Origin of the sequence: Delftia sp. WSY_10 (assembly GCF_043104705.1) — a bacterium.
GTDB classification, from domain to species: Bacteria; Pseudomonadota; Gammaproteobacteria; order Burkholderiales; family Burkholderiaceae_C; genus Comamonas; species Comamonas tsuruhatensis.
Window position 1 is genome coordinate 1 of record NZ_JBICKY010000058.1, and the last position, 22,896, is coordinate 22,896.

Sequence of the window (22,896 nt, forward strand, 5' to 3'; positions counted from 1 at the left end):
TTCCTGTCTTTCCTGCTCATGCAGGTAGCGGTTTCCATTGATGCTGCGTCCGCCGCCCAGCATCATCTGGCGGTAGTCCTCCTCGTTCATGCCACTCATGGTCGAGACCATGTTCTGCACGCTGACGCCGTCGGTGGCGCCGATCTTCACGAGGAAGTAGATGTTTCCGCCCAGCGCAATGCAGCGGTTCAGGTCGCGGTCCAGCACGGCCTGTCTTTGCTCGGCCGTCATGGCCCATTCGCCCAGATAGGCGCGCTCGTCAGCCCGAAAGCGCTCGCGGTTCTCGGCCTTCATCAGCGACATGCAGAACTGGTTGAGCCAGTAGCCCTGGCGGGATTGCTCGGCGTCGAAGACCGTGGTTCCCGGTACGTCGAGATAGGGTTTGTCCAATGCCATGGAAGTGTTTCTCCTGCGCTTGAGCGCTTGGGCGCTCGGGCGCTCGGGCGCGTGCTCACGGATAGGGGTTCAAGGATCAAGCACCAGGCGCTCGCAGCGCGCCACCCATCGGCGCCAGGGTGCGGCCGGCGCCAGTGGCCCACACGGCCAGCCCCGCGGCAATCAGCGGCAAGGCAAAGACGTAGTACAGCGAGGCAGGCTGCCAGCCACCGTCCAGCAGCAGGCCGGCCATGGTGGGCGCCACGATGGCGCCTATGCGCCCAATGCCTATGGCCCAGCCCATGCCGGTGGCGCGCACCTGGGCCGGATAGGTGGCCGGCACCAGCCCGTACAGCCCGGCCATGGAGGCGAACAGGAACACGCCCACGCCTACCGCTGCGGCGAACGCCCAGCCCAGGCTGGCCGAGGCCAGGCCGAACAGCGCAGTGAACAAGGCATTCAGCAGCAGGCTGCCCATGGCCAGATGCCGCAGCTTGGCCTTCACCGCCAGCAGGCCGAACAGGCTGCCGCCGGCAATGCCTCCCAGGTTGAGCAGCACGCCGCCCGTCACGCCCTGCTGTGCCGACAGGCCGGCCTGCACCAGCAGCTTGGGCGTCCAGCTCAGCGAAAAATAGACGCTGAACATCAGCAGGAAGAAGCCGGCCCAGAGCATCAGCGTGGGGCGCGCCAGGCCGTTCCTGAACAGGGCAGCCACGGTGTTGCCCTGCCGGAATTCGCCGCCGGCCTGTGCAGGCAGCTGCAGCAAGGCAGGATGGCCCATCAGCGCCATCAGCCGGTTGAGCTTTTCCAGCGCACGTGCCGGGCGGCGGCCCAACAGAAAGTCCACCGACTCCGGCAGCCGCCACAGCACGATGGGCACCATCAGCGCCGTGGCCAGGCCGCCGAACACAAAGACCGAGCGCCAGCCATGGTGTGCCAGCAGCCAGGCGGCCATGAGCCCGCCCAGCGTGGCGCCAATCGGATAACCCGTGGCCTGCAGCGCAATCGCCGTGCTGCGCCATTTGTTCGATGAATACTCCGAGGTGATCACCCCCACGCTGGCCAGCATGCCGCCAATGCCCACGCCCGTCATGGCGCGCAGGGCCGCCAGTTCCACATAGCTGCGCGCTGCGGCAGAAAGCAGCATGCCCACGGACACCACGACCAGGCACAGCACGATGACGGGTTGCCGGCCACGGCGGTCGGCCACGGGCGCCAGAAACAGCGAGCCTATGGCCATGCCGATCAGCCCGGCACTGAACAGCACGCCCAGCTGCGCCCCGTTGAGCTTCCACTCGGCAGCGACGGCCGAGGCGGTGAAGGCCATCACCAGCACATCGAAGCCGTCCAGCATGATGAGCAGGATGCAGATGGCCACGGCCAGCCACTGGAACGGCGCCATGGCGCCCTCGTCCATCGTCTTGCGGATATCTTTCATACAAGTCCTTGTCGGAGCAGGTTGTCTCTTTGCCCTGGCAGGCGCTTTGCACCCAGGCCAGGTTCTGTTGTGGGGAAACTGGGGGTGGCCTGCGTTCGGAGCGCACAGCGCCGACATTTCCCAGTGCAAAAAGTATCTCCACGCCAGCCTCTCCAGGCCAATGCCTACGCACGCGCAAGCTATGCGTTCTATTGATGGCTACATGCAAAAAGGCCGGCCACCCAGAGGTGACCGGCCTTCGTTCATCAAGAATCCAGGGCCTGAGCGGGCTGCCTCAGGTGCAGTGCCCTCTCATGCCAGCCTCCCCAGTCCTGCCAGCAGCTTGTCCAGCGTGATCGGGTAGTCGCGCACGCGCACGCCGGTGGCGTTGTAGATGGCGTTGGCAATGGCTGCGCTCACGCCGCAGATGCCCAGCTCGCCCACGCCCTTGGCCTTCATGGGCGAGGCCATGGGATCGACCTCGTCCAGAAAGATCACTTCCTGGTGCGGGATGTCGGCATGCACGGGCACCTCATAGCCCGCCAGGTCGTGGTTGACGAACAAGCCCAGGCGCGTGTCCACGGCCAGCTCCTCCATCAGGGCCGCGCCCACGCCCATGGTCATGGCGCCGATGACCTGGCTGCGGGCCGTCTTGGGATTGAGGATGCGGCCGGCCGCGCAAACGGCCAGCATGCGCCGCACGCGGACCTCTGCAGTGAAGGCGTCCACGGCGACCTCCACGAAGTGCGCGCCAAAGGTGGACTGCTGCATCTTCTTGTCGAGCACGCCGAATTCGATGGCATCCTCGGCCGTCAGGTCGCCGTCGCCGGCAGCGCTGGCCAGAGCCCGGCGCTTGCCGCCCGCCTGCACATGCCCATCCGCGAATTCGGCCGTCCCCGGGTCCATGCCCAGCTTGCGCGCCACGGCCTCGCGCAGCTTCACGCAGGCGGCATAGACGCCGGAGGTGGCACTGGCCGCGCCCCATTGCCCGCCCGAGCCGGCAGACACGGGAAAGCCGGAGTCGCCCAGCCGCACGCGCACCTGCTGCAGCGGCAGGCCCAGCATCTCGGCCGCCGTCTGGGCAATGATGGTGTAGCTGCCCGTGCCGATGTCGGTCATGTCGGTTTCCACGGTGAGCATGCCCTGCCTGTCCAGGCGCACGCGGGCGGCGGACTTCATGACAGGCGCGCCACGGTAGGCGCCGGCCATGCCCAGGCCGATCAGCCAGCGCCCTTCGCGCCGTTGGGCCGGCTGGGGATTGCGCTGGCTCCATCCGAAGCGCTCGGCGCCCGTGCGCAGGCACTGCACGAACTCACGGCGGGAAAACGGCTTGTGCTCCTGGGCAGGGGTGCCCTCCTTCGCCTCGGGTTGCGGCTTCTTGCCGCTGTCCGGCACCACCTGGGTGTCGTTGCGGATGCGCAGCTCCACGGGATCGATGCCGAGCTTTTCCGCCAGCTCGTCCATGGCAACTTCCAGGGCCATGTGCCCCGTGGCTTCGCCGGGGGCGCGCATGGCATTGGCCTCGGGCAAGTCCAGCACGGCCAGGCGCGTGGCGGTCATGCGATGGGTGCCGGCATACATGCGGCGGGTCTGGTCCACGGCACCGTCCGCCGATCCTCCGGGCTGGTCGCCCGACCAGCTTTCGTGGCCGATGGCGGTGATTTTTCCGTCCTGCCCTGCCGCGATGCGCACACGCTGGATGGTGGCCGGGCGGTGCGTGGTGTTGTTGGCCATCAGCGGGCGCTGCAGTGCGACCTTGACGGGCCGGCCTGCCGCGCGCGCCCCCAGCGCGGCCAGCAGTGCATCGGCCCGCAGGAACAGCTTGCCGCCAAAACCGCCGCCGATGAATGGCGAGACCAGGCGCACCTTGTCCTTGGGAATGCCCAGCGTCTTTGCCAGCTCGCCCTGCCCCCAGGCAATCATCTGGTTCGAGGTCCATACCGTGAGCTGGTCGCCCTTCCATGCGGCCAGCGTGGCATGGGGCTCCATCATGGCGTGCGACTGGTCTGGCGTGGTGTATGTGGCGTCCACCTTCACGGGGGCAGAGGCGAAGGCGCCTTCGAAATCGCCAATGGCCGTGTCCGGCGCATCGCCATTGATGCTGTCGGGTGGCACGGCGGAGTCCCTGGCCTTGGCCAAGTCATAGGCGCCAGCCACGGGCTCGTAGTCCACACGGACCAATTGCGCGGCAGCGCGCGCCTGCTCGAAGGTTTCCGCCACCACCAGGGCCACGGCCTGGTGGTAGTGGGCCACCTGGGGGCCTGCCAGCAGCGGCGCGGTGTTCATCTTGCCCTGGCCCAGCTTGCCAGCGGTCTGTGCGGTGACGATGGCCAGCACGCCGGGCGCGCGGCTTGCCTGCGCCAGCCCGATGCTGCGGATGCGGCCCTTGGCAATGGCCGAGCCCACCACATAGCCATAGGCCGGGTGCTGGACCACGTCATGCCGCTCATAGGCATACGGCGCCGTGCCGGTGGTCTTGAGCAGGCCGTCGATGCGGTTCATCGGCTGGCCGATGATCTTGAGCTGGTCAATGGGGTTGACCGTTGCGGGGGTGTCGAATTTCATGGCGTCAGTTCCTGGCCTGGTCCAGCACGGAGGCAAGCGTGCGCTCGGCCAGCGTGAGTTTGAAGGCGTTGTCGTGCGTGGGCCGGGCGCCTGCCAGCAGGCGGTCGGTGACGGCCTTGGCGCCCTGCGGCATCAACGCTTCGGCAGCCTCCAGACGCCACGGCTTGTGCGCCACGCCGCCCAGGGCCACGCGCCCGCTGCCGTCGCGCTGCACGATGGCGGCCACCGACACCAGCGCAAACGCATAGGAAGCCCGGTCGCGTACCTTGTGATAGATGTGCGTGCCGCCCGGCGGCGGCGGCAGGGTGACGGAGGTGATCAGTTCGCCGGCCTGCAAGGCCGTCTCTACCTGCGGCGTGCTGCCGGGCAGCCGGTGGAAGTCGGCAATGGGGATGACGCGGGCCTTGCCGTCGGCCTGGACGGTTTCCACCGTGGCGTCCAGCGCGCGCAGCGCCACGGCCATGTCGCTGGGGTGGGTGGCAATGCAGGCCTCGCTGCCGCCGATCACCGCATGCTGGCGGCTCACGCCGGCAAAGGCCGAACAGCCGCTGCCCGGCACACGCTTGTTGCACGGCATATTGGTGTCGTAGAAATACGGGCAGCGCGTGCGCTGCAGCAGATTGCCGCCCGTGGTCGCCATATTGCGCAATTGGCCAGAGGCGCCGGCCACCAGGGCGCGGGTCAGCACGCCGTAGTCACGCCGCACGCGCGCATGGGCGGCCAGGTCGCTGTTGCGCACCAGCGCGCCTATGCGCAGCCCGCCCTGCGCGGTGGGCTCCACGGTATCCATGCCGGTGCCGTTGACATCGACCAGATGCACGGGGGTTTCTATCTGCAGCTTCATCAGGTCCAGCAGATTCGTGCCCCCGGCGATGAAGCGGGCGCCCGGCCGGGCCGCCACGGCGGCGGCAGCCTGCGCGGGGGACTGGGCGCGTTCGTAGGTGAAGGCAATCATGTCCTGCCCTCCCCCGCCACTTCGGCGATGGCATCGACGATGTTGGAATACGCCCCGCAGCGGCACAGGTTGCCGCTCATGCGTTCACGCAGTTCATGGGCCGACACCAGGGGCTGGGCCACGATGTCTTCGCTGGCATGGCTGGGCATGCCTTGCCGGATCTCGTCGAGCATGCCCACGGCAGAGCAGATCTGCCCCGGCGTGCAGTAGCCGCACTGGAATCCGTCATGCCGCACGAAGGCGGCCTGCATGGCGTGCGGGGATTGCGGTGTGCCCAGGCCTTCGATGGTGGTCACGGCGGCGCCCTGGTTCATCACGGCCAGGCTCAGGCAGGACACCACCCGCCGGCCATTGACCAGCACCGTGCAGGCCCCGCACTGGCCATGGTCGCAGCCTTTCTTGGTGCCGGTCAGGTGCAGGTGCTCGCGCAGGGCGTCGAGCAGCGTGGTGCGGGTGTCCAGGTCCAGGCGGTGTTCCTGGCCGTTCACCTGCAGGGTGACGGGCAGTTGGACCCCTTCGGGGATGGAGGGAGGCTGCACTTGCGCGCCGGCCGATCGAGGCACGGCCGTTGCCGCAGCCGTGGAGGCACCTGCAATCAGCAGGTCCCTGCGCGAAACGGAAAGCTGGGTGTTGTGTTCCATGGGGCGTCCATCGTGTTGGCTCTTCGTGGGGCGTGCACACTGCTGCGGACACGCCACTCCAAGCATCGGTTCGGGACGCGCCCCGGGTTGTAGGTGATGGTCCAACGTCCGGGACATCGGGTTGTCCGATGACGGATCAGCGCATGCAGACGTGCGAGGGCCCCCGGCCCATGCAAAGGCAGCGCCAGCAAGGCGCCCCAGCCTTTGCCGATGGGCCCTGCCCCGGCCCCGGCGCTGCGCCTAGGCCGCAGGCGGCACGTCGCCGCGCTGCATGCGCTCGAAGGCCTTGTCGATTTCCTCGGAGCGTATGGCGCCCGCAGCCGGCACGGGACGGCCCGCGCGCTGGGCGTCGATCTGCTCCTGCATGCGCGTGGCCACCTGCATCAGCACGCGGTGCAAGCCCAGCTGCTGTCGGCGGGCCTGGTCCAGGTGCGTGACCACGGGCTCCAGGGACTGGGCCAGCGACCGGGTCAGCAGTTGGCCCAGCATGTGAACCAGGGCCTGACGGTCCTGGGCGGCCTGCACCTCCGACGGGGTGCCGGCCTGGGTGCTGGCGGGCTCGCTGGCCGCCCTTTGCGCCATCAGCTCGCGTATGCCGTGCAGCGAGTCGCCTGCGGCGCTTTGCGTCTGCAGCAGCCGGGCCAGCAGTGCCTGCAGCGCTTGCAGGAGCTGGGACTGTTCGGCGGCGCCTTCCTGCATCGCCTGCTGCTGGGGCTGGGCCACCGACTGGGCCACCTCGCGCGTGGCGGCGACCAGGTCGACCAGCTGCGCCGTCACGCGCGTGGCGGCGTCGGCATTGGCGCCGCCTGCGGCCTGGCGGCGCAGGAACTGCTGGCGTATCTGCTGCCAGCGGGCGCTGTCCTCGTCGCTCATCTGCCCGCGCAGCTCGGCGAGCTTGAGCAGGTTCTCCTCGGCGCCCGTGGTCAGCATCTGCGCTTCGCCCTGGTAGTGGTCGGCCAGCATCTGCTGCATTTCCTGGTCGTTCATCACCGGGGTGATTTTTTCGGCCAGCTTGTTCATGTTGCGGTAGCTGCCCTGCAGCCGGAAGGCCGGCTCGGTGCGGTAGCCGTCGTCCTGCGCGGCGCTCTGGATGTACTGCTGGTTGACCTTGAACACCAGCTCGCGCACCTGCACCATGCGGGCCAGCACGGCCTCGATCTCGCGCAGTTCGGCCGATGAATAGTCGTGCGACAGCGCATTGCCCGAGACATCCCTGCCCTGCGCCTTGTCCAGCAGCAGGTACAGGTCCTGCAGGCTGCGCGTGGCCATCGGCGCCAGCACGGCGTTCGAGGTCATGCTGTTTTCGATATAGCTGAGCTTGAACACCTCCTGCATGCCGCCCAGCACATCGCCCAGGTTGTAGATGTCGGCACGGTTGGCCAGCATGTCGGGGATCTTGAAGACCTCGCCCGACTCGGTGTACGGATTGCCCGACATGACCACGCAAAAGCGCTTGCCGCGCATGTCGTGGGTGCGGGTCTGGCCCTTCCACACGCCCTCGATGCGGCGCGTGCCGTCCGACAGCGAGATGAATTTCTGCAGGAACTCGGGGTGCGTGTGCTGTATGTCGTCGATGTACAGCATCACGTTGTTGGCCATCTCCAGCGCCAGGTTGAGCTTTTCCAGCTCCTTGGCCGCCGTGGCGTCCGGCGCCTGGGCCGGGTCCAGCGAGCGCACGGAGTGGCCCAGCGCCGGGCCGTTGATCTTCATGAAGATCAGGCCCAGGCGGTTGGCCACGTACTCCATCAGCGTGGTCTTGCCGTAGCCGGGCGGCGAGATCATCATCAGCAGCCCCATCTGGTCGGTGCGCTTGTTCTCGCCAGCCACGCCGATCTGCTTGGCCAGGTTGTCGCCGATCACGGGCAGGTAGATCTCGTTGATGAGCCGGTTGCGCACAAAGGACGACAGCGGCCGGGCCTTGAATTCGTCCACCCGCACGCGCGAGCGCCAGTCCTGCAGCAGCTGCTGGCGCAGCGCCTGGTAGCGGCCGAATTCGGGGACAAAGCTGCGGAAATGGCGCGCGGCGCGCTGGCACAGGTCGTCGATCTGCAGCCACATGCGGCCGTCCGCAATGCGCGGATGCTGGCCCAGCAGGCCCGGCACTTCATGGCGCAGGTCCACATTGCTGACCTTGCAGGGCAGTGGGCCGGCGCAGCACAGCCAGGCGGCGGCTTCGCCGCAATAGGCCAGCCAGGCCTGCCCTTGCCCGTCGTCCAGCGCGCGGCAGGCGGTCTGCAGCCAGTGCAGAGCGCTGCGCCAGCGCTGGTCCAGCGGCGCCAAAGGCTTGTCGTGCCGATCCTCGCCCTGCCAGTAGGCCTGCATTTCCTCCCAGCGCTGCAGCGGCTGGGCCTGCTGCTGCACGGCGGCCTGCAGTGCGGCAATGGCCGACTGGCTGTAGCTGGAGAAGGAAAAGCGCACGGCCTTTTGCGCCAGCTCGGCCTGCAGGTAGTCGGCGGCGCCGTGGATGAGGCTGTCGATATCGCTGTCTGCGGGCGCCGCCTGTCCTGGCAGCAGGTCGCGCAGCAGGCCCCGCTCGTCGGCATAGGCGCGCAGGCGCTCGGCAATGTCGGCGCGCAGGCTCAGCTGCTCGGCCTCGCTGCCGAACATCTGCTGCATGGCCTGGGCCTGCTGGGCGCGCAGCGGCCACTGCGCCATGGCGGCAGCCAGCTGCGGCTGCTGCACCTGGGCCTGTGCGCTCCAGAACAGCAGGGCCAGCGCACGGGCGTCGGGCGCAAAGCGCAGCACGCCGGCGGCATCGCGCAGGGGCAGCAGCACCTGCAGGATGCGGGCCGCATCATGGTCGTGGATACCGCGCTCATAGCCTTCGCGGTAGCGCGGCGCGGAGAATTCGCGGATGGCCTGGGTCAGCGCCGCCTCGTCGGGCAGCAACTGGGCCAGCCGGGCCTCGCTCCAGCCGTCGCGGCGCTGGCGTGCGGCCTGCACCACTTCCAGGGCCAGGTATTCACCGCGATAGAAGTCTGCCGATTCGGCCGGCGTGGAGGCATCCCAGTAGGCCTGCAAAGCGGCCAGCTCGGGATTGTCCACGGGCTCGAAATACTCGGTGCCGACCAGGTGCAGGAACAATGCGCCGTTGCGCGGCAGCAGGGTCAGGTCCAGTTCCTGGTTGCCCACGCTGAAGCGGTGGCGGCCCAGGCGGATGATGGCGCCGCCGCCTTCGTACAGCTCGCTGCGGTCCTGCAGCGCGCGAAACGCCTGGTCGCGCAGGTTCTTGACGCGGCCGTCGATATCGTCGGCCTTGACCGGGTCGTGCAGCTGCTCTCGCAGGCGCTGGGACAGCTCCTTGAGCTTGCCGATCAGCGGATCGCCTGCAAAGAAAGCATGCAGCGCGTCGGCACTGGCCAGTTTCTCGGTGCGCTTGGGCAGGCTCTGCACGATGCGCAGGGCCGCGTCCAGCACGCCTTGCGCCTTGCGCTGGCGCTCGTCCTGCAGCGACTGGCGGCGCGCCTCGAAGCTCTCCAGCACTTCCTCGCGCTTGGCCATGATGTCGCCAAGGAACTGCTCGTGCTCGCCGAAGCGGCTTTCGATTTCCTCCAGCTGCACCAGCAGGCGCGCCAGCTGCTCGTCGCATTTCTCGGGCGTCTGCGCCAGGCCCAGGGCGCTGACGATGCTTTGCGAGAACAGCGCCAGCTGGGCCGCGAACTGGGCCACGTTCTCGGCGCCGCCCAGGCCCGACCTGCGCTGCTCGGCGCGTGCACGCACCTGGTTCAGGCGCGCATAGACGGCCGAGATGCGGTCCACCACCTGGGTGCGCTGCGTGGCGTCGTCGATGGACAGGCTGCCCATCAGCTCGGACAGCATGTCCAGCGCGGCCGCCATGTCGGCCATGCGCGCCAGCGGCTCGTTGATCTGCGCCACCGTGGCTGCCGCCTGCGCAGCCTGGTCCAGCGCCTGCAGCTGCTCGGCATAGGGCTGCATGGCCTCGTCGGTGGCAATGAAGGCGGCCGTGCGCTGGGAGACATCGGCCTGGGCCTCGTTGACGCCCTGCACCATGGTGTCGATGGCGGCCTGGTCCACATAGCGCAGGTCGCGCGTGGCCATGAGCTGGCCGCGCAGCTGGCCCAGCTGGGTGAGCGCATCCACGTATTCGCCAATGCCCTTCCAGTCCGCCACGCGCAACTGCTTGAGCAACCGGCCATGGCGGCCGGACACCTCGCCCATGGCCTTGGCCGAGGCATTGCGGATGCTCTCGACCTTTTCGTACTCGTCGATGACCGCATCACCCGTGGCGACGATGCCCAGCAGGGTCTCGTGCATCCCCTTGAGCTGCGGCGCGCCCAGCCAGTGGTAGCGCTCGAACAGGCGGCGCGCGGCGTCGATCAGGCGCTCGTAGCGCGGCAGCGAGACCTCGGTGGCCGCGATTTCCTTGCGCACGCTGTACAGGTCCGAGATGCCGCTGACCAGCTCGGCATTGCCGATGCGGCCCAGGAAGCTGTCGCGCTGCGGCTGGCGCGCCGCGTAGTCGTCCGAGGCGAAGGGCGTGCGCCAGACCTGCATGGGGTGCACGCGCGAGGCTTCGTTGCTCTCGGCCGCGAAGATGACGATGCGCCCGTCGTCCATGCGCGCATGGCCGTGGCCGATGATGGGCGGCTGCAGGGCGCGCTCGATCAGGTTGTACTTGAACAGCGCCATGCGCCCGCTCTCGGGCTCGTAGAACACGTAGAGCACGTCCTCGCCGTTGGGCGATCGGATGCTGCGCCGGTAGCGCATGCCCTGCATGTTCTGCTCGAACGAGCGGTTCTCCCCGCTTTGCAGGTAGTAGCCGCCCGGGAAGATGATGCCGTGGTCCTGCGGCAGCTGGATGCAGGCCGCGCCGATGGCATCCATGCGCAGCACCTGGCGGGAGACGGTGTTGAAGATCAGGTAGCGCCACTGCTCTTCGCGGTAGGGCAGGATCTTCAGCAGGATCAGGCTGCCGACGGCGGCGTACTCGAACACGGCGTCGTCCAGCGACTGGCTCTTCTCCTGCACGGGCTCGCTGTAGATGCCCAGTCCGTCGTTGGTGTTGTTCTCGACCTTGATGGTCAGCGTGCCGCCCAGGGTCTCGACGAAGACCTTGTCCAGCACGTTGATGTGCGGGTGTCGCCCCTGCACGAGTTGCTCGCGCCCGGCGCGCTGCCATTCGAAGTCATGGGGCGCAGGCAGTTCGATGTCGCGCTCGCCGCGGTTGTCTATGTAGCGTATGGGCTGGCCGTCCACGGGCACGGACCAGCGGAACACGCGCACATCGGACAGGCGCTCGCCGATCTGGAAGCTCGCCAGCAGCTTGCCGTCGCGCACGGCCAGCTGCATCAGCCGCGTGTTCTTGTAGTAGGCGTACAGCTCCTGGAAGTCCTGCACGAAGCTCTGTATGCCCAGGAAACTGTCCTTGAGGTCCACGGGAGTGACCTCGTAGCCCTGCTCTCCCTCGTGCAGGCGATACAGGCCGAACACGTCTTCCACGCGCGTGGACTGCTTCAGGCCCATGAAGACGTTGTAGCCGAACAGCAGGTAGCCGCCGACCTGGGCGATGTCGCGGCCCAGGCAGTTGTTTTCGGTGCGCACGCGCATGCGCCCGATGACTTCCATCTGGCTGCGGCCGAATTCCTCCAGCCGCTCCTCGTTGAGCTGGCGCACCAGCGCCTCCAGCGCCTGCCCCTGGCCGTCCAGGCGCTTGGCCAGCACTTCGTAGGAGCCGCCGCTGGCGACTGCCTGGTCCACGGCGGAGGCGGCAGTGTCGGGGGAGAGGGGCGGTGAGGACGGTGTGGACGATGGGGACGGTTGGGACATGGGCGTCACGGGCTTTCGCGTGTCAGGGAGCATTCACGCCTTTCCCCGCCGGCCGGCAGACGGGCGGGCAGGCAGGCGAAGACGAAGGCGGATGCGGGAGGCTGGGCAGCCGGCGGAGGGAGCGGCCGGGCGGCCGCCCCGTTCAGTCGGCCGTTGAATCGACCGTTCAGTCGACCCTCTGCGTGGGCGGCAGGCCCTTGCCGTCGCCCAGCGCGTTGAGCAGCGATGCGCCGCCCTTGCCGCTGAGGAACTTGCCGATCAGGTCCTGCACGATGGGGCTCTTGCCCGCCACGCCTTCCACGGCCTTGCCCACGGACAGCGCCTTGGCGAAGTTGTCGAAGAAGGCGCCCTCGCCCCCCACGATGTCGATGTTGGCCTTGCTGAGCGCGGCCGACAGCACCTCGGACTGGTCCTTGGCCACGCTCTTGTTGGCTTCGATAGCGGCCAGCGCCTGCTCGAAATTCTTTTCCAACTGCATGCGGAACTCCTCATGCGAGCGCGCCTGGTCGGACAGCGAGGCCAGCGCGGTGAACTTCTCGGTCAGGCCCTTGGCCTCGGCGAAGAGCTTGTCGCGCAGCACATCGGCCTCGGACGTGCCCACGTCGCGGGTGACCAAGGCCTTGGTCGCGCCCACCTGGGCCTCGCCGCGCGCCTGGGCCAGCAGGCGTTCTTCCAGCACCTTGGCATCGGCCAGGCCCTGCTTTTCGTTGGCGTCGGCCGTGGCCTCGATGACGCGCGCCTCGGCCAGGCCCTTTTCCTGCTGGCCCTTGGCCTCGGCCATCATCTTCTCGGCGATCACCCTGGCCTGCGCCAGGCCTTCCTTTTCCAGGGCGGCGGCCGTGACTTCGCGCACCTTGGCATCGGCCAGGCCGGGCGCGGCGCGCTCGACCTCGATGGCCTCGGCCAGCTTCTTCTTGGCCTCGGCGGTCTTGCTGGCCGCCTCCAGCTCGGCCTGGGCCATGGTCGTGACTTCCACGGCCTTGTGGCGCGAGGCGGCCTCTTCGGCCTCCGCCTTCTTGACCTGGCGCACCAGGTCTTCCTCGGCCTGGGCCTGGGCAGTCAGCACGGTGACCTGCTTCATGCGCTCGGCCTCGGAGACCACGCGCACTTCCTTGATGCGTTCCTCTTCCTGGGCCACGGACTTTTCCACCACCACGCGCTCGCGCACCACATTGGCGATGTTGGCCTTCTCGACCTCGATGGCCTTTTCCTTCTCGATGCGCTGCAGCTCCACCTCGCGCTGGCGGGCCACGATCTCCAGCTCCTTGGCGCGCGTGACCTTCTCGACCTCGATCACCACCGCACGCTCACGGTTTTGCTGGGCCACGGCCACTTCGCGCTGGCGATTTTCCTCGCGGATGTCCAGCTGCTCCTGGGTCTGGATGCGGGCCTGCTCGGCCTTCAGGCGCTCTTCTTCCTGCACCTTCTGGGTCTCGGCCTGCTCGCGCGCCTGGATGGTGGCGATCTCGCGCTTTTGGCGGGCCTCGGCGTCGGCCTGCTGGCGCTCCAGCGCCAGCATGGCTTCCTTGGTCTCCACGTTCTTCTTGGTGATGGCCAGGTCGGAGTTGCGCTCGAGCTCGTTGGTGACGATGTTCTGGTTGGCCGTCAGCTCGGTGATCTTGCGGATGCCTTCGGCATCCAGGATGTTGTTGGGGTCCAGCGAGGACTTGGGAGTCTGCTCCAGGTAGTCGATGGCCACGTCCTCCAGCACATAGCCGTTGAGGTCGTTGCCGATGACATGGATGATCTGGTCGCGGAAATCCTGGCGGTTCTCGAACAGCTTCACGAACTCGATCTGCTTGCCCACGGTCTTGAGCGCCTCGGAGAACTTGGCGTTGAACAGGTCGTTGACGGCCGTCTTGTCCGAGGCCCGGTCCACGCCGATGGCCTTGGCCACCTTGAGCACGTCCTCGGCCGTTTCATTGACCCGCAGGTAGAAGGCCACGGTGATGTCGGCGCGCATGTTGTCGCGGCAGATCAGGCCTTCCTTGCCGCGCCGGTCGATCTCCAGCGTCAGCAACGAGATCTGCATGAATTCCTTCTTGTGGATCACCGGCAGCACCAGGCCGCCCGTGAACTTGACCTTGGGCTGCGAGGTGGTGTCGTTGATGATCAGCGCCGTGCCCTGCGGGACCTTGATGTAGAAGGCCTTGACCAGGGCGAACAGCCCGAGGATGACGACGAAGACGGAACCGATCACCACCCCGGCGACGATGTACCACTCCATATTGCTCATGTTCATGCGAATCTCCCCTGTGAATTGCTATCTGTGAAAACGCTGAAAAACGCAAAGGCCGCGCCCGCCGCACGGGCGCCCGGGCCAATGGGAATCAATGGGAACGAATAGGAAGGAATTCCTGGAAATTCCTGGAGCTAGCGCGGCAGCTCGGTGCCGTCGAACTCGGCCTTGCTGACCACGCGCCAGGCGTTGTGCTCGGGCAGGTGCTCGATGAGCACGATCTCGGTGCCCCGGCCCAGTGCGCGCTCGGGCGAGCGCATCTGCACGTTCAGGCCGGCGCCGCCGTCCTCCACGCTGCCGTAGCCCTGCGTGCCGTCCACCACGGCGCTGCGCACCAGGCCGGTGCGGCCCAGCAGCACCTTGGGCTCCTCTGCAGGCGCCACCTTGTTGACGATGCCCCGCAGCGGGCGCAGCACCAGCACCGTGGCGGCAAAGCCCAGCACGGCAGCCGCCACGGCCACCAAGGTGCCGGTCAGCAGGTTCACCAGGGTCCAGCCCTGGGGCATGGGCACGAAATGGCACAGCACATAGGAAGCCAGCCAGGACAGCAGGAACAGCACGGTGAGGATGACCGTGAGCGGAATGCCGCCCAGGCCCACCTTGAGCAGCAGCCCGGCCAGCGCGCTGGCCGAGTGCTCCACGCCGTGCGCATGGTCGCTGCCGTCGAACAGCACCCAGTGGTCCAGCGAGTCCACCTCCAGCAGGCCCAGCATGGCGATCAGCCAGTACAGCAGCATGAACAGCAGCAAGGCGCCGAAGATGAAGGTCGGAAAGCCGAACGCGTATTGCAGGAATGCAGACATGTTTTATCTCCTCCCTTCAAACCCGGCAGCCAGGACGGCGGGCACGACGCGGCCTGCCCGGACCACGGCCGCGCATCAAGCGCTTTTTCCGCCAGCGGCTGCGCGCTGCGCCTTCAGGCGTTCCAGTACCGATTGCGCATTGCCCGCCTGGGGCGTGATGCCGGCGGCGCGCAGCTTGGCATCCAGCGCGTCTTCGCTGCTGTCGCGCGCCAGCTCGGCCGCGCTTTCCATGCGCGCACCGCGCTCGGCCTGCTTTTGCTTGATGCGTTCCAGCGAATCCAGCGCGCTTTGCACGCGCGTCTGCGAGCCTGCATAGCGGCCGGCCACCGTGGCCTGGGCGCGCTGCACGCTTTCCGTGGCCTTGACGGTGTCGGCCTGCTGCTTGAGACGCTTGATATGCGTTTGCGCCGTCTGTATGGCCACGCGCAGCTGCTCCACGCTTTGCGTGTAGGCGTCCAGCTGGGATTGCTCCTCGTCGCGCTGCGTCTCCAGCACGGAGACCTTGCCGGCCACTTCCAGCGCCAGCGCCTCGTCACTGGTGTCCAGCGCCTTGACGGCATAGCCCTCGTACTCGGCAATGCGTTCCTGGGTCTGCTTGAGCTTGCCGGCCGCCAGCTTTTGCTTGGCCATGATGTCGGCCAGCGCTTCCTTGGACTTGTTCAGGTCGCTGTCGGCATCGCGGATTTCCTGGTCCAGGATGCGCAGGGCCTGGCTGTCGGTCACCGCCTCGCCGGCCTCGTGCGCTGCGCCGCGCAACGCGGTCACCAGCTTGTTCCAGATGGTCATGATGATCTCCTTGGGGCTCAGTGTCTTCAACGGGCAGGCTTCAGGCCTGCACTGGCGCGGGCACCGGCGCAGGGGTCAGATAGTGGGCCAGCGCCTCGGTGGCCTGGATGACGCTGTCGGCCAGGGTGAGGATTTCGGAAATGATGTCGCCCTCGCTGCTGCTGGCATGCAGGGCGGCGAACATCACATAGCCCTCGCCGCCATGGGCCTGGGGTTCCAGCGCCATGGTAGTGAAGGGAAACAGCTTTTGCAGGCGCAGCATCTGCTCGTTGAGGCCGGCGCGGTCGTGCACCTGGTCGGCGGGCCAGAGAAAGGCCTCCACCACCAGCTGGTCGCCCGACAGGGCCACGTGGACCGGCAGATCGCCGAATTCGGGCAGGCTGATGAGCAGACTGGCGTCCGCGCCTTCAAGCACCTCGATATGGAGCCGGCCGCCCTGCACCAGCGTTGATTGCTGCAGATCGCCCGCCAAGGCGTGAATATCCCGATATGCCTGTCTGCTGTTGTCCATGCTGCCCTCCTTGTGGATGAGAACCATTGAATCCGGTTGCAAGCCGGACACGCGCATTTGCTTTTCCAATTGCTGCAATGCAGCACCGTACTCTGGAAGAATCCAGACCTCCTTTTTCACCAGCCCCTGCTCGCGCAGCCGTTGCCGGTGCAGACGCTGGTAGTGGGCTGATGTCTTTTGTTCCATGCGGATACCATAGCGACCATTACATGTGATGTCTACATGTAATGAAGATCAATTTGTAAACGGATATGTAAAAGGAGTGCCGCAATGGAAGGCATTGCAGACGCACTGACCATGCCTTTGCGTTGCTGCAAATGACCGTTCATTATTTATTTTTTCTACTGAAAATCATTTATCGACAATTTTTACTATCACCCACAGGAGAGCTCCTGCACAGGGGGCGACCGCTGCCGCGAAAGGCTGCCGAGGCACTGCACAATGGCCGCTGTCGCAGGCAGACCCGGCCCTTGGCTGCCCGGCGCACGCTACGGAAACCTCTGCATGCCCGCCTTTCGGCTCTCACTTCGCACGGCAGTCACGGCCCCCTTCATTGCGGTGTTTGTGGTCACGGCCGGGCTATTGGCGGCTTGGCAGCAGCGCCAGGTGGACCAGCTCATCAATCGCGAAAGTCTGCGGCTGCTCGACTCCCTGTCCACCACCACGCGCCACCAATTGGCCGACTATCTGGAGACTCCGCTGCGCGTGCAGCAGGCCCTGGCCGAGACCGTGGCCCGGCAGGCGCTTTACACCCCCGGAGACCTGCGGCCCATCTATGGCTATCTGACACGCTCATTCACCGAGCTCTATGCCCAGCACCACCAGATCAGCCTGTTGAGCTTTGGAGGCGTGCAAGGCGAATACACGGGGGTGCGGCTGGAGCCCGATGGCCACTACCGCCTGATTCTTCAGGACCGCAGCACCCAGGGAACCTTGCAGATTTTCGAGGGACTGCAGCCGGGCCCGCCCATATCCAGCCTTGCCGGCTACGACCCCCGCGTGCGTCCCTGGTACCAGCCCGCCATTCGCGAAGACGGCCCGCACTGGTCGCCCATCTACACGGTGACGGGGGACCGGGGTGATGCCACGATTTCCGCAGCCACTGCGGTGCGTGTGTCCGGCCAGTTGGCCGGCGTGCTGGCCGCCGATGTGCGGCTGAGCAGCATGAACCGCTTTCTGCGCGACGAGCCCCTGCGCGGCAATGGCCATATCGCCGTGGTCGATGCGCAGGGCTACATGGTGGCGCACTCCTCCGAGCTGTCGGTGCTGAAACGCCGCGAAGGCCCCTATGACCCGCCCGTGCGCCTGCGCCTGTCCGAAAGCCCCGACCTGGCGCTGCGCTCGCTGGCAGCCCGGCTTCCCGAGCACCTGCCCGGGCATGCGCGCGAGGGCTCGACGCCAGCCCGGACAGGCCCTGACCGTGTCATCAACCTGAGCTTCACGGAGCAGGGCCAGATCTACCACGGGCAGGTCACCCCCTTCCACGATGTGCGCGGCATCGACTGGCGGATCCTGGTGCTGCAGCCCGAGTCCGATCTGGTCAGCAGCATGCGGGAGGACAGCCGCCAGACCCTTTTCCTGGCTGTCGGCCTGGCTTTGCTGGGGCTGGCGCTGGGCCTGTGGTGCCTGCGCAGGGCGCTGCGCCCCCTGGCCGTGGCGGCCGACGCGGCCAACCGCCTGGCCCAGGGTGACTGGAGCGCGGTGAAGGCGCTGCCGGACACGTCCGTGGTGGAAACCTCGTCCCTGGTCTCGGCATTCCACAACATGGCGCAGCGGCTGCAGGAATCCTTCGAGCACATGCGCACCCTGCTGCAGTACGACAGCCTGACGCAGCTGCTCACGCGCGCCGGCCTGATCGAGCAGGCCGACGCGGCCGCCAACGCCGGCGCGCCCGTCCCTGCCGCGCTGTGCCTGCTGGAGCTGCAGAACTTCCGCAGCGTGCGCGACGATGTGGGCCATGGCACGGGCGAGCAGTTGCTGCGGGCCGTGGCCGAGCGGCTGCGCAACCACCATCTGCAATTTCCGGCCCTGCTGGCGCGCACGGCCAGCAATGAATTCGCCGTGCTGTGGCTGCACGACTGCACGCCGCTGCAGGTACAGGACAAATGCCGCCATCTGCTGGAGATCTTCGACCAGCCATTTTCCGTGGGCAAGGACGACATCGTGCTGCGCGCCTGCGCGGGTGCCGTCAGCGGCGAGCTGCTGCCGGGCGCGCTGCCCGAGTGGCTGCGCAACGCCAGCATTGCGCTGGGCGAGGCGCAGCGCAATGCTGGCGCAGCGCAGCCCTTTGTGCTGTTCGAGCCAGGCCTGGCGCAGAAAATGCTGGGCCGCACCCAATTGGCCATGGAATTGCGCCAGGCGCTGGAGCGCAACGAACTGCGCGTTTTCTACCAGCCCGTGGTGGATCTGGCCACGGGCCGCATGGTGGGTGCCGAGGCCCTGGTGCGCTGGGAAAGCCCGACGCGCGGCAGGGTGCCGCCGGGCGTGTTCATCCCGGTGGCCGAGGAGTCGGACCTGATCCTGAGCGTCGGCGAATGGGTGCTGCGCACGGCGGCGCACGATATTGCCCTGCACCTTGCACACCTGCCGGCCGACTTCGAGCTGCACGTCAACATGTCGGCACGCGAGCTGATCCAGTCCGACTTCGCCTGCACGCTGGAGCAGGCGCTGGCCACCAGCGGCCTGCCCGCCCGGGTGCTGACCCTGGAGCTGACGGAGTCCATGCTGCTGGACGACAGCGACGCCACGCTGCAGCGCATTGCCGCCATCCGCGCGCTGGGCGTGAAGATCGCCATCGACGACTTCGGCACCGGCTACTCGTCCCTGGCCTACCTGAGCCGCCTGCGCTTTGACTGCATCAAGATCGACCAGAGCTTTGTGGGCCAGCTGCCGGCTTCCGAGTCCGACAAGGCCATCGTGACCGCCGTGCTGCGCATTGCCCAGGGCTTTGGCGTCAAGGTGGTCGCCGAAGGTGTGGAAGAACAGGCCCAGGCGCAGCTGCTGCACGAGCTCGGCTGCGAGCATGCGCAGGGCTATCTGTTCGAGCGGCCCGTGCCGCTGGCGCAAATGCTGGACTACCGCGCCCCCTGGCGCGAGTGAGCCGGTACAGTCAGCAGCCCGCAGACTGTCGGCTTTGGCTGACGCGCACCGCTTGCATGATCCGGTGCACCGGCAGGTGCCATCCACGGAACAATCGGCGCCTGTTCCAGCCCGCTTCCTTCCATGACGCCCTCATCTTGCGACAACCAGCCGCCCAGGCTTGATCCCGCCGGCCCCATCCACCTGATCGTGCCGCTGCGCCCCGGCGCCGACCTGGAGCAGCTGCGCGCCCGCCTGACCGGCGTGCCGGCGCTGCAGCAGCGCAGCGTGCATTGGCATGTGCCGGGCGCAAGGGCCGACATCGTGCAGTTGGCCGCCAGCGCCGTGGACAGTGCCCGCAGGGACGGCGGCCTGGTCGTGGCCGCCGGCGGTGACGGCACCATCAATGCCGTGGCCTCGGCTGCCTGGTCGCGTGGCGTGCCCATGGGCGTGGTACCGCTGGGCACCTTCAACTACTTCGCCCGCGAGCAGGCGCTGTCACTGGAGCCGGCCCAGGCCGTGCAGGACATTCTCCTGGCGCTGCAGGCCGGCCAGATGCGGGCCGTGAACGTGGGCCTGGTCAACGAACGGCTTTTCCTGGTGAACGCCAGCCTGGGCCTGTACCCCCGCCTGCTAGACGAACGCGAACGCGCGTCCACCCGTTTCGGCCGCACCCGGCTGGTGGCCATAGCCGCCTCCATCTGGAGCATCCTGCGCGGCGGCAGCGTGCGCCGCTGGCGCGTGGCCCTGCGCCCCGACCGGGATGCGCCGTTGCAGCAGCAGGAGCACCTGGCCACCACCCTGTTCGTCGGCAACAACCCGCTGCAGCTGGAGCGCGTGGGGATTGACGAGGCCCGCGCCGTGGCCGATGGCCGTCATCTGGCCGCCGTGCTGCTGCTGCCCCAGGCCAGCGAGGCCCCGGCGCGCGTGGTCTGGAATGCGGTAATGGGACGGCTGGCCCAGGACGATGCCGTCGCCAGCCTGGCCTGTACCGAGCTGGTGGCGGAGCCTGCAGGACGGCGTCCTCGCCGCATGAAGGTAGCCTTCGATGGCGAACGCGAATGGATGGCGCCGCCCATCCGCTTTCGCCTGGGCGAGAAGCCGCTGTGGCTGGTGGTGCCTGCCCCGGCAGAGCCCGCCTCCTCCTGACCGCCGAATGAGGAACAAGGAGCGCCCATGGCCTTGCTCATGCATTTGTCGGACCTGCATTTCGGCGCCCACGATCAGGCCGTGTGCGCCGCCGTGGCCAGACTGGCGGCCCGGCTGCCGGTAACGCTGCTGGTGGTCTCCGGCGACCTGACCCAGCGCGCCACGGCTGCGCAATTTGCCCAGGCGCGGGAGTTTCTCGACAGCCTTTCCGTGCCCCGGCGACTGGTGGTGCCCGGCAACCACGACCTGCCGCTGCTCGCCTGGTGGGAACGGCTGGGTGGCCACGCCCACGACCGCTATGTGCGCTGGATCGATTCCGAACTGCAGCCCTGGTGCGCCGTGCCAGGCTTTTGCGTGATCGGCGTGGACACCACACGCTGGTGGCGCCACCAGCGCGGCAGCCTGTCGGCCGGGCAGATCCTGCACGTGGCGCAGCGCCTGGAGCAGGCCAGCCCCGCCGACTGGCGCATCGTCGTCAGCCACCACCCGCTGGCTGCGGCCCACGAAGAGGACCGCAGCCACCGTCCTCACCGCGCCGCGCAGGCCCTGGCCCGCTGGCGCGATGCCGGAGCGCAACTGGTGCTCTCGGGCCATGGGCATGACCCCGGCCTGGTCCAGCCCCTGCCCGGGCTGTGGGCAGCGCAGGCGGGCACCGCGGTCTCGGTGCGGCTGCGCGCCCATGCGCCCAACAGCCTGTTCACCCTGGAGCATCGGGATGGCGCCACAGGCCAGGACTGGCGCCGGCAGCTCACGCGCTGGGACTATTCGCGGCAGGCCGGTGAATTCCTGCCCGTGCAAAGGCATGTGCTGGATCCCCTGCCCACTGCCCGGACTTGAGATCGCACAGGCCGTTCGTGGGACTTGCCTTTGTATTGCACAATCCATCGCCTGGCACGCACAGAAGGCAACCGTCGACCAAGTTTGCATGCTGTCCTACGTGATGGAGGGCGGCGGGTGTGGATGATCAGCCCTCGTCCATGCTGCCTTTTTGATAGCAGCATGACGCACTGCAACAAAGAGATATGCGAATCCTGTACGTTGAAGACAATGCCGACCTGCGAGAAACCATTGGCCTGCTGATGGAGAGCGAATCCCGTTTCGTGACCAGTTGCGCCACTGCCGAGCAGGCCCTGGAACTGGATGCGGGCCAGCCTTTCGACGTGGTGGTCTCCGATGTCAGTCTGCCGGGCCTGTCCGGCACCGATCTGGCGCGGCAGCTGCTGCAGGCCGATGCGCAGCGCTGGATCATCCTGTGCTCCGGCTACGACCTGGGGCCCTACCCGGCCGCCTGGGGTCCCCAGGTGCGGACCTTGCTCAAGCCCTTCGAAATCGAGGACCTGGAAACGCTGCTGGACTCCATACAGGAAGCGCTGCACACCAGGCCCGTCCACTGAGCCCATTTTTCCGAGACCGGCCTGCCGGTCCATCGGCTCCCGCCGTCACAGCACGGCCTTGGAGCCTCCCGCTGCCATCTCGCGCGGCAACTCCACCCTGAAGCTGGTCACGCCATCGGCGGAGTGCACATCGATGCGCCCGTTGTGCGAACGCACGATCTGGTGCGCGATGAAAAGCCCCAGGCCCAGGCCCTGGTGCTGGCCCGGCTTGCGCTCTCCTCCGCGAAACGGGTTGAACAGGGTGGGCATCAGCTCCGCAGGAATGGTGCCGCCGTTGCGCACCGTGATGACCACGCAATGGTCCTGCCTGCCATCGGCCGTCACCTGCACAGGCTGCGCCGGATCGCCATGGTGCATGGCGTTGCCCACCAGATTGGTGAGCACCTGGCACAGGCGTTCGCCATCCCAGGTGCCATCGAGATTGCCCAGCATTTCGCTGTCCAGGCGCCGCTGCGGAAAACCCGTCTCCACTTCCTGCAGCGTGCGCTGCAGCAGCGCTTGCAAGCTGGTAGGCCGCGGTGACAGCGGCAGGCCTTCCGCCTGGCGGATGCGGGTGACGTCCAGCAGGTCCTCGATCATGCGCGACATGCGCTGGCTGCTGCTGAGCATGCGCTCGGCCATGCTGGCCACCTTGCCCGTATCGGGCTGGCGCGTGAGCAACGTGGCGGCGGCCTTGATGGATTGCAGCGGCGTGCGCAGGTCGTGGCTGAGCACGGCCATGAACATCTCGTTGATGCGCAGCGCCTCGGTGCGTTCCTGCAGTTGATGGGCCAGTGCCTGCTTGCGCTGGTGCAGCTCGAAGAACACATTGGCCTTGGTGGTCAGCATGTGGGGATCGATGGGCTTGTACAGGAAGTCCACGGCGCCGCTCTCATAGCCACGGAACTGCCAGTTGTGCTCGCGCGAGCCGGCCGTCATGAAGATGAGCGGGATATGGCGCGTGCGCTCGCTGCCGCGGATCAGCTCGGCCAGCTCGAAACCGTTCATCTCGGGCATCTGCACATCCAGCAGGGCCAGGGCCACGTCGCTGTGGTTGAGCAGCAGCTCCAGCGCCTCGGGGCCGGACTGGGCCTTGAGGAATTCGATGCCGTCGCGTTGCAGCAGCGCCTCGATGGCGATCAGGTTCTCGGCGATGTCATCGACGATCAAGCATTTGACGCGATCTGTATGGGGCATGGATTCTCTCTCGGTATTTA

General features: G+C 67.3%; 15 protein-coding genes. 4 read left to right on the forward strand and 11 right to left on the reverse strand.

The window, feature by feature from the left end; translation table 11 throughout:
- The 10 genes from ligA to ACF8ML_RS28290 form a co-directional block, all read right to left on the reverse strand.
- Window positions 1-396: protocatechuate 4,5-dioxygenase subunit alpha (ligA, locus tag ACF8ML_RS28245; RefSeq protein ID WP_392408577.1), on the reverse strand; the 396-nt coding region annotated here is incomplete at its 3' end.
- A 76-nt stretch (window positions 397-472) separates the two neighbouring features.
- Entirely contained in the window at window positions 473-1,813 is a 1,341-nt protein-coding gene (locus ACF8ML_RS28250; RefSeq protein ID WP_047328086.1) for an MFS transporter, read from the reverse strand.
- Window positions 1,814-2,104: 291 nt separating this feature from the next.
- A complete protein-coding gene (paoC, locus tag ACF8ML_RS28255; protein ID WP_047328085.1) occupies window positions 2,105-4,357 on the reverse strand; it encodes an aldehyde oxidoreductase molybdenum-binding subunit PaoC in 2,253 nt (750 codons plus the stop codon).
- A 4-nt stretch (window positions 4,358-4,361) separates the two neighbouring features.
- Window positions 4,362-5,312, reverse strand: coding sequence for a xanthine dehydrogenase family protein subunit M (locus ACF8ML_RS28260; protein WP_047328084.1), 951 nt, complete (start codon window positions 5,310-5,312; stop codon window positions 4,362-4,364).
- Entirely contained in the window at window positions 5,309-5,953 is a 645-nt protein-coding gene (paoA, locus tag ACF8ML_RS28265) for an aldehyde dehydrogenase iron-sulfur subunit PaoA (protein ID WP_047328083.1), read from the reverse strand. Before paoA ends, ACF8ML_RS28260 begins: the two co-directional genes overlap by 4 nt.
- Before the next feature lie 240 nt (window positions 5,954-6,193).
- Window positions 6,194-11,740: a DNA repair ATPase gene (locus ACF8ML_RS28270; RefSeq protein ID WP_235434700.1), complete on the reverse strand. Its 5,547-nt coding sequence runs from the start codon at window positions 11,738-11,740 to the stop codon at window positions 6,194-6,196.
- Window positions 11,741-11,906: 166 nt separating this feature from the next.
- Window positions 11,907-13,982: a hypothetical protein gene (locus ACF8ML_RS28275; RefSeq protein ID WP_046240080.1), complete on the reverse strand. Its 2,076-nt coding sequence runs from the start codon at window positions 13,980-13,982 to the stop codon at window positions 11,907-11,909.
- A gap of 131 nt (window positions 13,983-14,113) precedes the next feature.
- Window positions 14,114-14,782: a hypothetical protein gene (locus ACF8ML_RS28280; RefSeq protein WP_017405589.1), complete on the reverse strand. Its 669-nt coding sequence runs from the start codon at window positions 14,780-14,782 to the stop codon at window positions 14,114-14,116.
- Window positions 14,783-14,857: 75 nt separating this feature from the next.
- Entirely contained in the window at window positions 14,858-15,568 is a 711-nt protein-coding gene (locus ACF8ML_RS28285; protein ID WP_016446962.1) for a PspA/IM30 family protein, read from the reverse strand.
- A gap of 40 nt (window positions 15,569-15,608) precedes the next feature.
- Window positions 15,609-16,079 (reverse strand): YjfI family protein, encoded by a 471-nt coding sequence (locus ACF8ML_RS28290; RefSeq protein WP_227469518.1) that lies wholly within the window; start codon window positions 16,077-16,079, stop codon window positions 15,609-15,611.
- Between the two features lie 441 nt (window positions 16,080-16,520).
- Here ACF8ML_RS28290 and ACF8ML_RS28295 point away from each other — a divergent pair, with 441 nt between their 5' ends.
- The 4 genes from ACF8ML_RS28295 to ACF8ML_RS28310 all read left to right on the forward strand — a co-directional run bounded on the left by ACF8ML_RS28295 (window position 16,521) and on the right by ACF8ML_RS28310 (window position 21,700).
- Entirely contained in the window at window positions 16,521-19,178 is a 2,658-nt protein-coding gene (locus ACF8ML_RS28295; protein WP_047328081.1) for an EAL domain-containing protein, read from the forward strand.
- Window positions 19,179-19,301: 123 nt separating this feature from the next.
- Entirely contained in the window at window positions 19,302-20,306 is a 1,005-nt protein-coding gene (locus ACF8ML_RS28300) for a diacylglycerol kinase family protein (RefSeq protein ID WP_047328080.1), read from the forward strand.
- Between the two features lie 27 nt (window positions 20,307-20,333).
- Window positions 20,334-21,143: a metallophosphoesterase gene (locus ACF8ML_RS28305; RefSeq protein WP_016453389.1), complete on the forward strand. Its 810-nt coding sequence runs from the start codon at window positions 20,334-20,336 to the stop codon at window positions 21,141-21,143.
- 185 nt (window positions 21,144-21,328) lie between these two features.
- Window positions 21,329-21,700 (forward strand): response regulator, encoded by a 372-nt coding sequence (locus tag ACF8ML_RS28310; protein WP_016446967.1) that lies wholly within the window; start codon window positions 21,329-21,331, stop codon window positions 21,698-21,700.
- 45 nt (window positions 21,701-21,745) lie between these two features.
- Here ACF8ML_RS28310 and ACF8ML_RS28315 read toward each other — a convergent pair whose 3' ends face one another.
- Entirely contained in the window at window positions 21,746-22,876 is a 1,131-nt protein-coding gene (locus ACF8ML_RS28315; RefSeq protein WP_016446968.1) for a hybrid sensor histidine kinase/response regulator, read from the reverse strand.
- Window positions 22,877-22,896: the final 20 nt, after the last annotated feature.

Excerpts from the sequence above, each read along its gene's own strand:
- ACF8ML_RS28250 (WP_047328086.1), bottom strand. The coding sequence starts at position 1,813 with ATGAAAGATATCCGCAAGACGATGGACGAGGGCGCCATGGCGCCGTTC.
- paoC (WP_047328085.1), bottom strand. The coding sequence starts at position 4,357 with ATGAAATTCGACACCCCCGCAACGGTCAACCCCATTGACCAGCTCAAG.
- ACF8ML_RS28260 (WP_047328084.1), bottom strand. The coding sequence starts at position 5,312 with ATGATTGCCTTCACCTACGAACGCGCCCAGTCCCCCGCGCAGGCTGCC.
- paoA (WP_047328083.1), bottom strand. The coding sequence starts at position 5,953 with ATGGAACACAACACCCAGCTTTCCGTTTCGCGCAGGGACCTGCTGATT.
- ACF8ML_RS28270 (WP_235434700.1), bottom strand. The coding sequence starts at position 11,740 with ATGTCCCAACCGTCCCCATCGTCCACACCGTCCTCACCGCCCCTCTCC.
- ACF8ML_RS28275 (WP_046240080.1), bottom strand. The coding sequence starts at position 13,982 with ATGAACATGAGCAATATGGAGTGGTACATCGTCGCCGGGGTGGTGATC.
- ACF8ML_RS28280 (WP_017405589.1), bottom strand. The coding sequence starts at position 14,782 with ATGTCTGCATTCCTGCAATACGCGTTCGGCTTTCCGACCTTCATCTTC.
- ACF8ML_RS28285 (WP_016446962.1), bottom strand. The coding sequence starts at position 15,568 with ATGACCATCTGGAACAAGCTGGTGACCGCGTTGCGCGGCGCAGCGCAC.
- ACF8ML_RS28290 (WP_227469518.1), bottom strand. The coding sequence starts at position 16,079 with ATGGACAACAGCAGACAGGCATATCGGGATATTCACGCCTTGGCGGGC.
- ACF8ML_RS28295 (WP_047328081.1), top strand. The coding sequence starts at position 16,521 with ATGGCCGCTGTCGCAGGCAGACCCGGCCCTTGGCTGCCCGGCGCACGC.
- ACF8ML_RS28300 (WP_047328080.1), top strand. The coding sequence starts at position 19,302 with ATGACGCCCTCATCTTGCGACAACCAGCCGCCCAGGCTTGATCCCGCC.
- ACF8ML_RS28305 (WP_016453389.1), top strand. The coding sequence starts at position 20,334 with ATGGCCTTGCTCATGCATTTGTCGGACCTGCATTTCGGCGCCCACGAT.
- ACF8ML_RS28310 (WP_016446967.1), top strand. The coding sequence starts at position 21,329 with ATGCGAATCCTGTACGTTGAAGACAATGCCGACCTGCGAGAAACCATT.
- ACF8ML_RS28315 (WP_016446968.1), bottom strand. The coding sequence starts at position 22,876 with ATGCCCCATACAGATCGCGTCAAATGCTTGATCGTCGATGACATCGCC.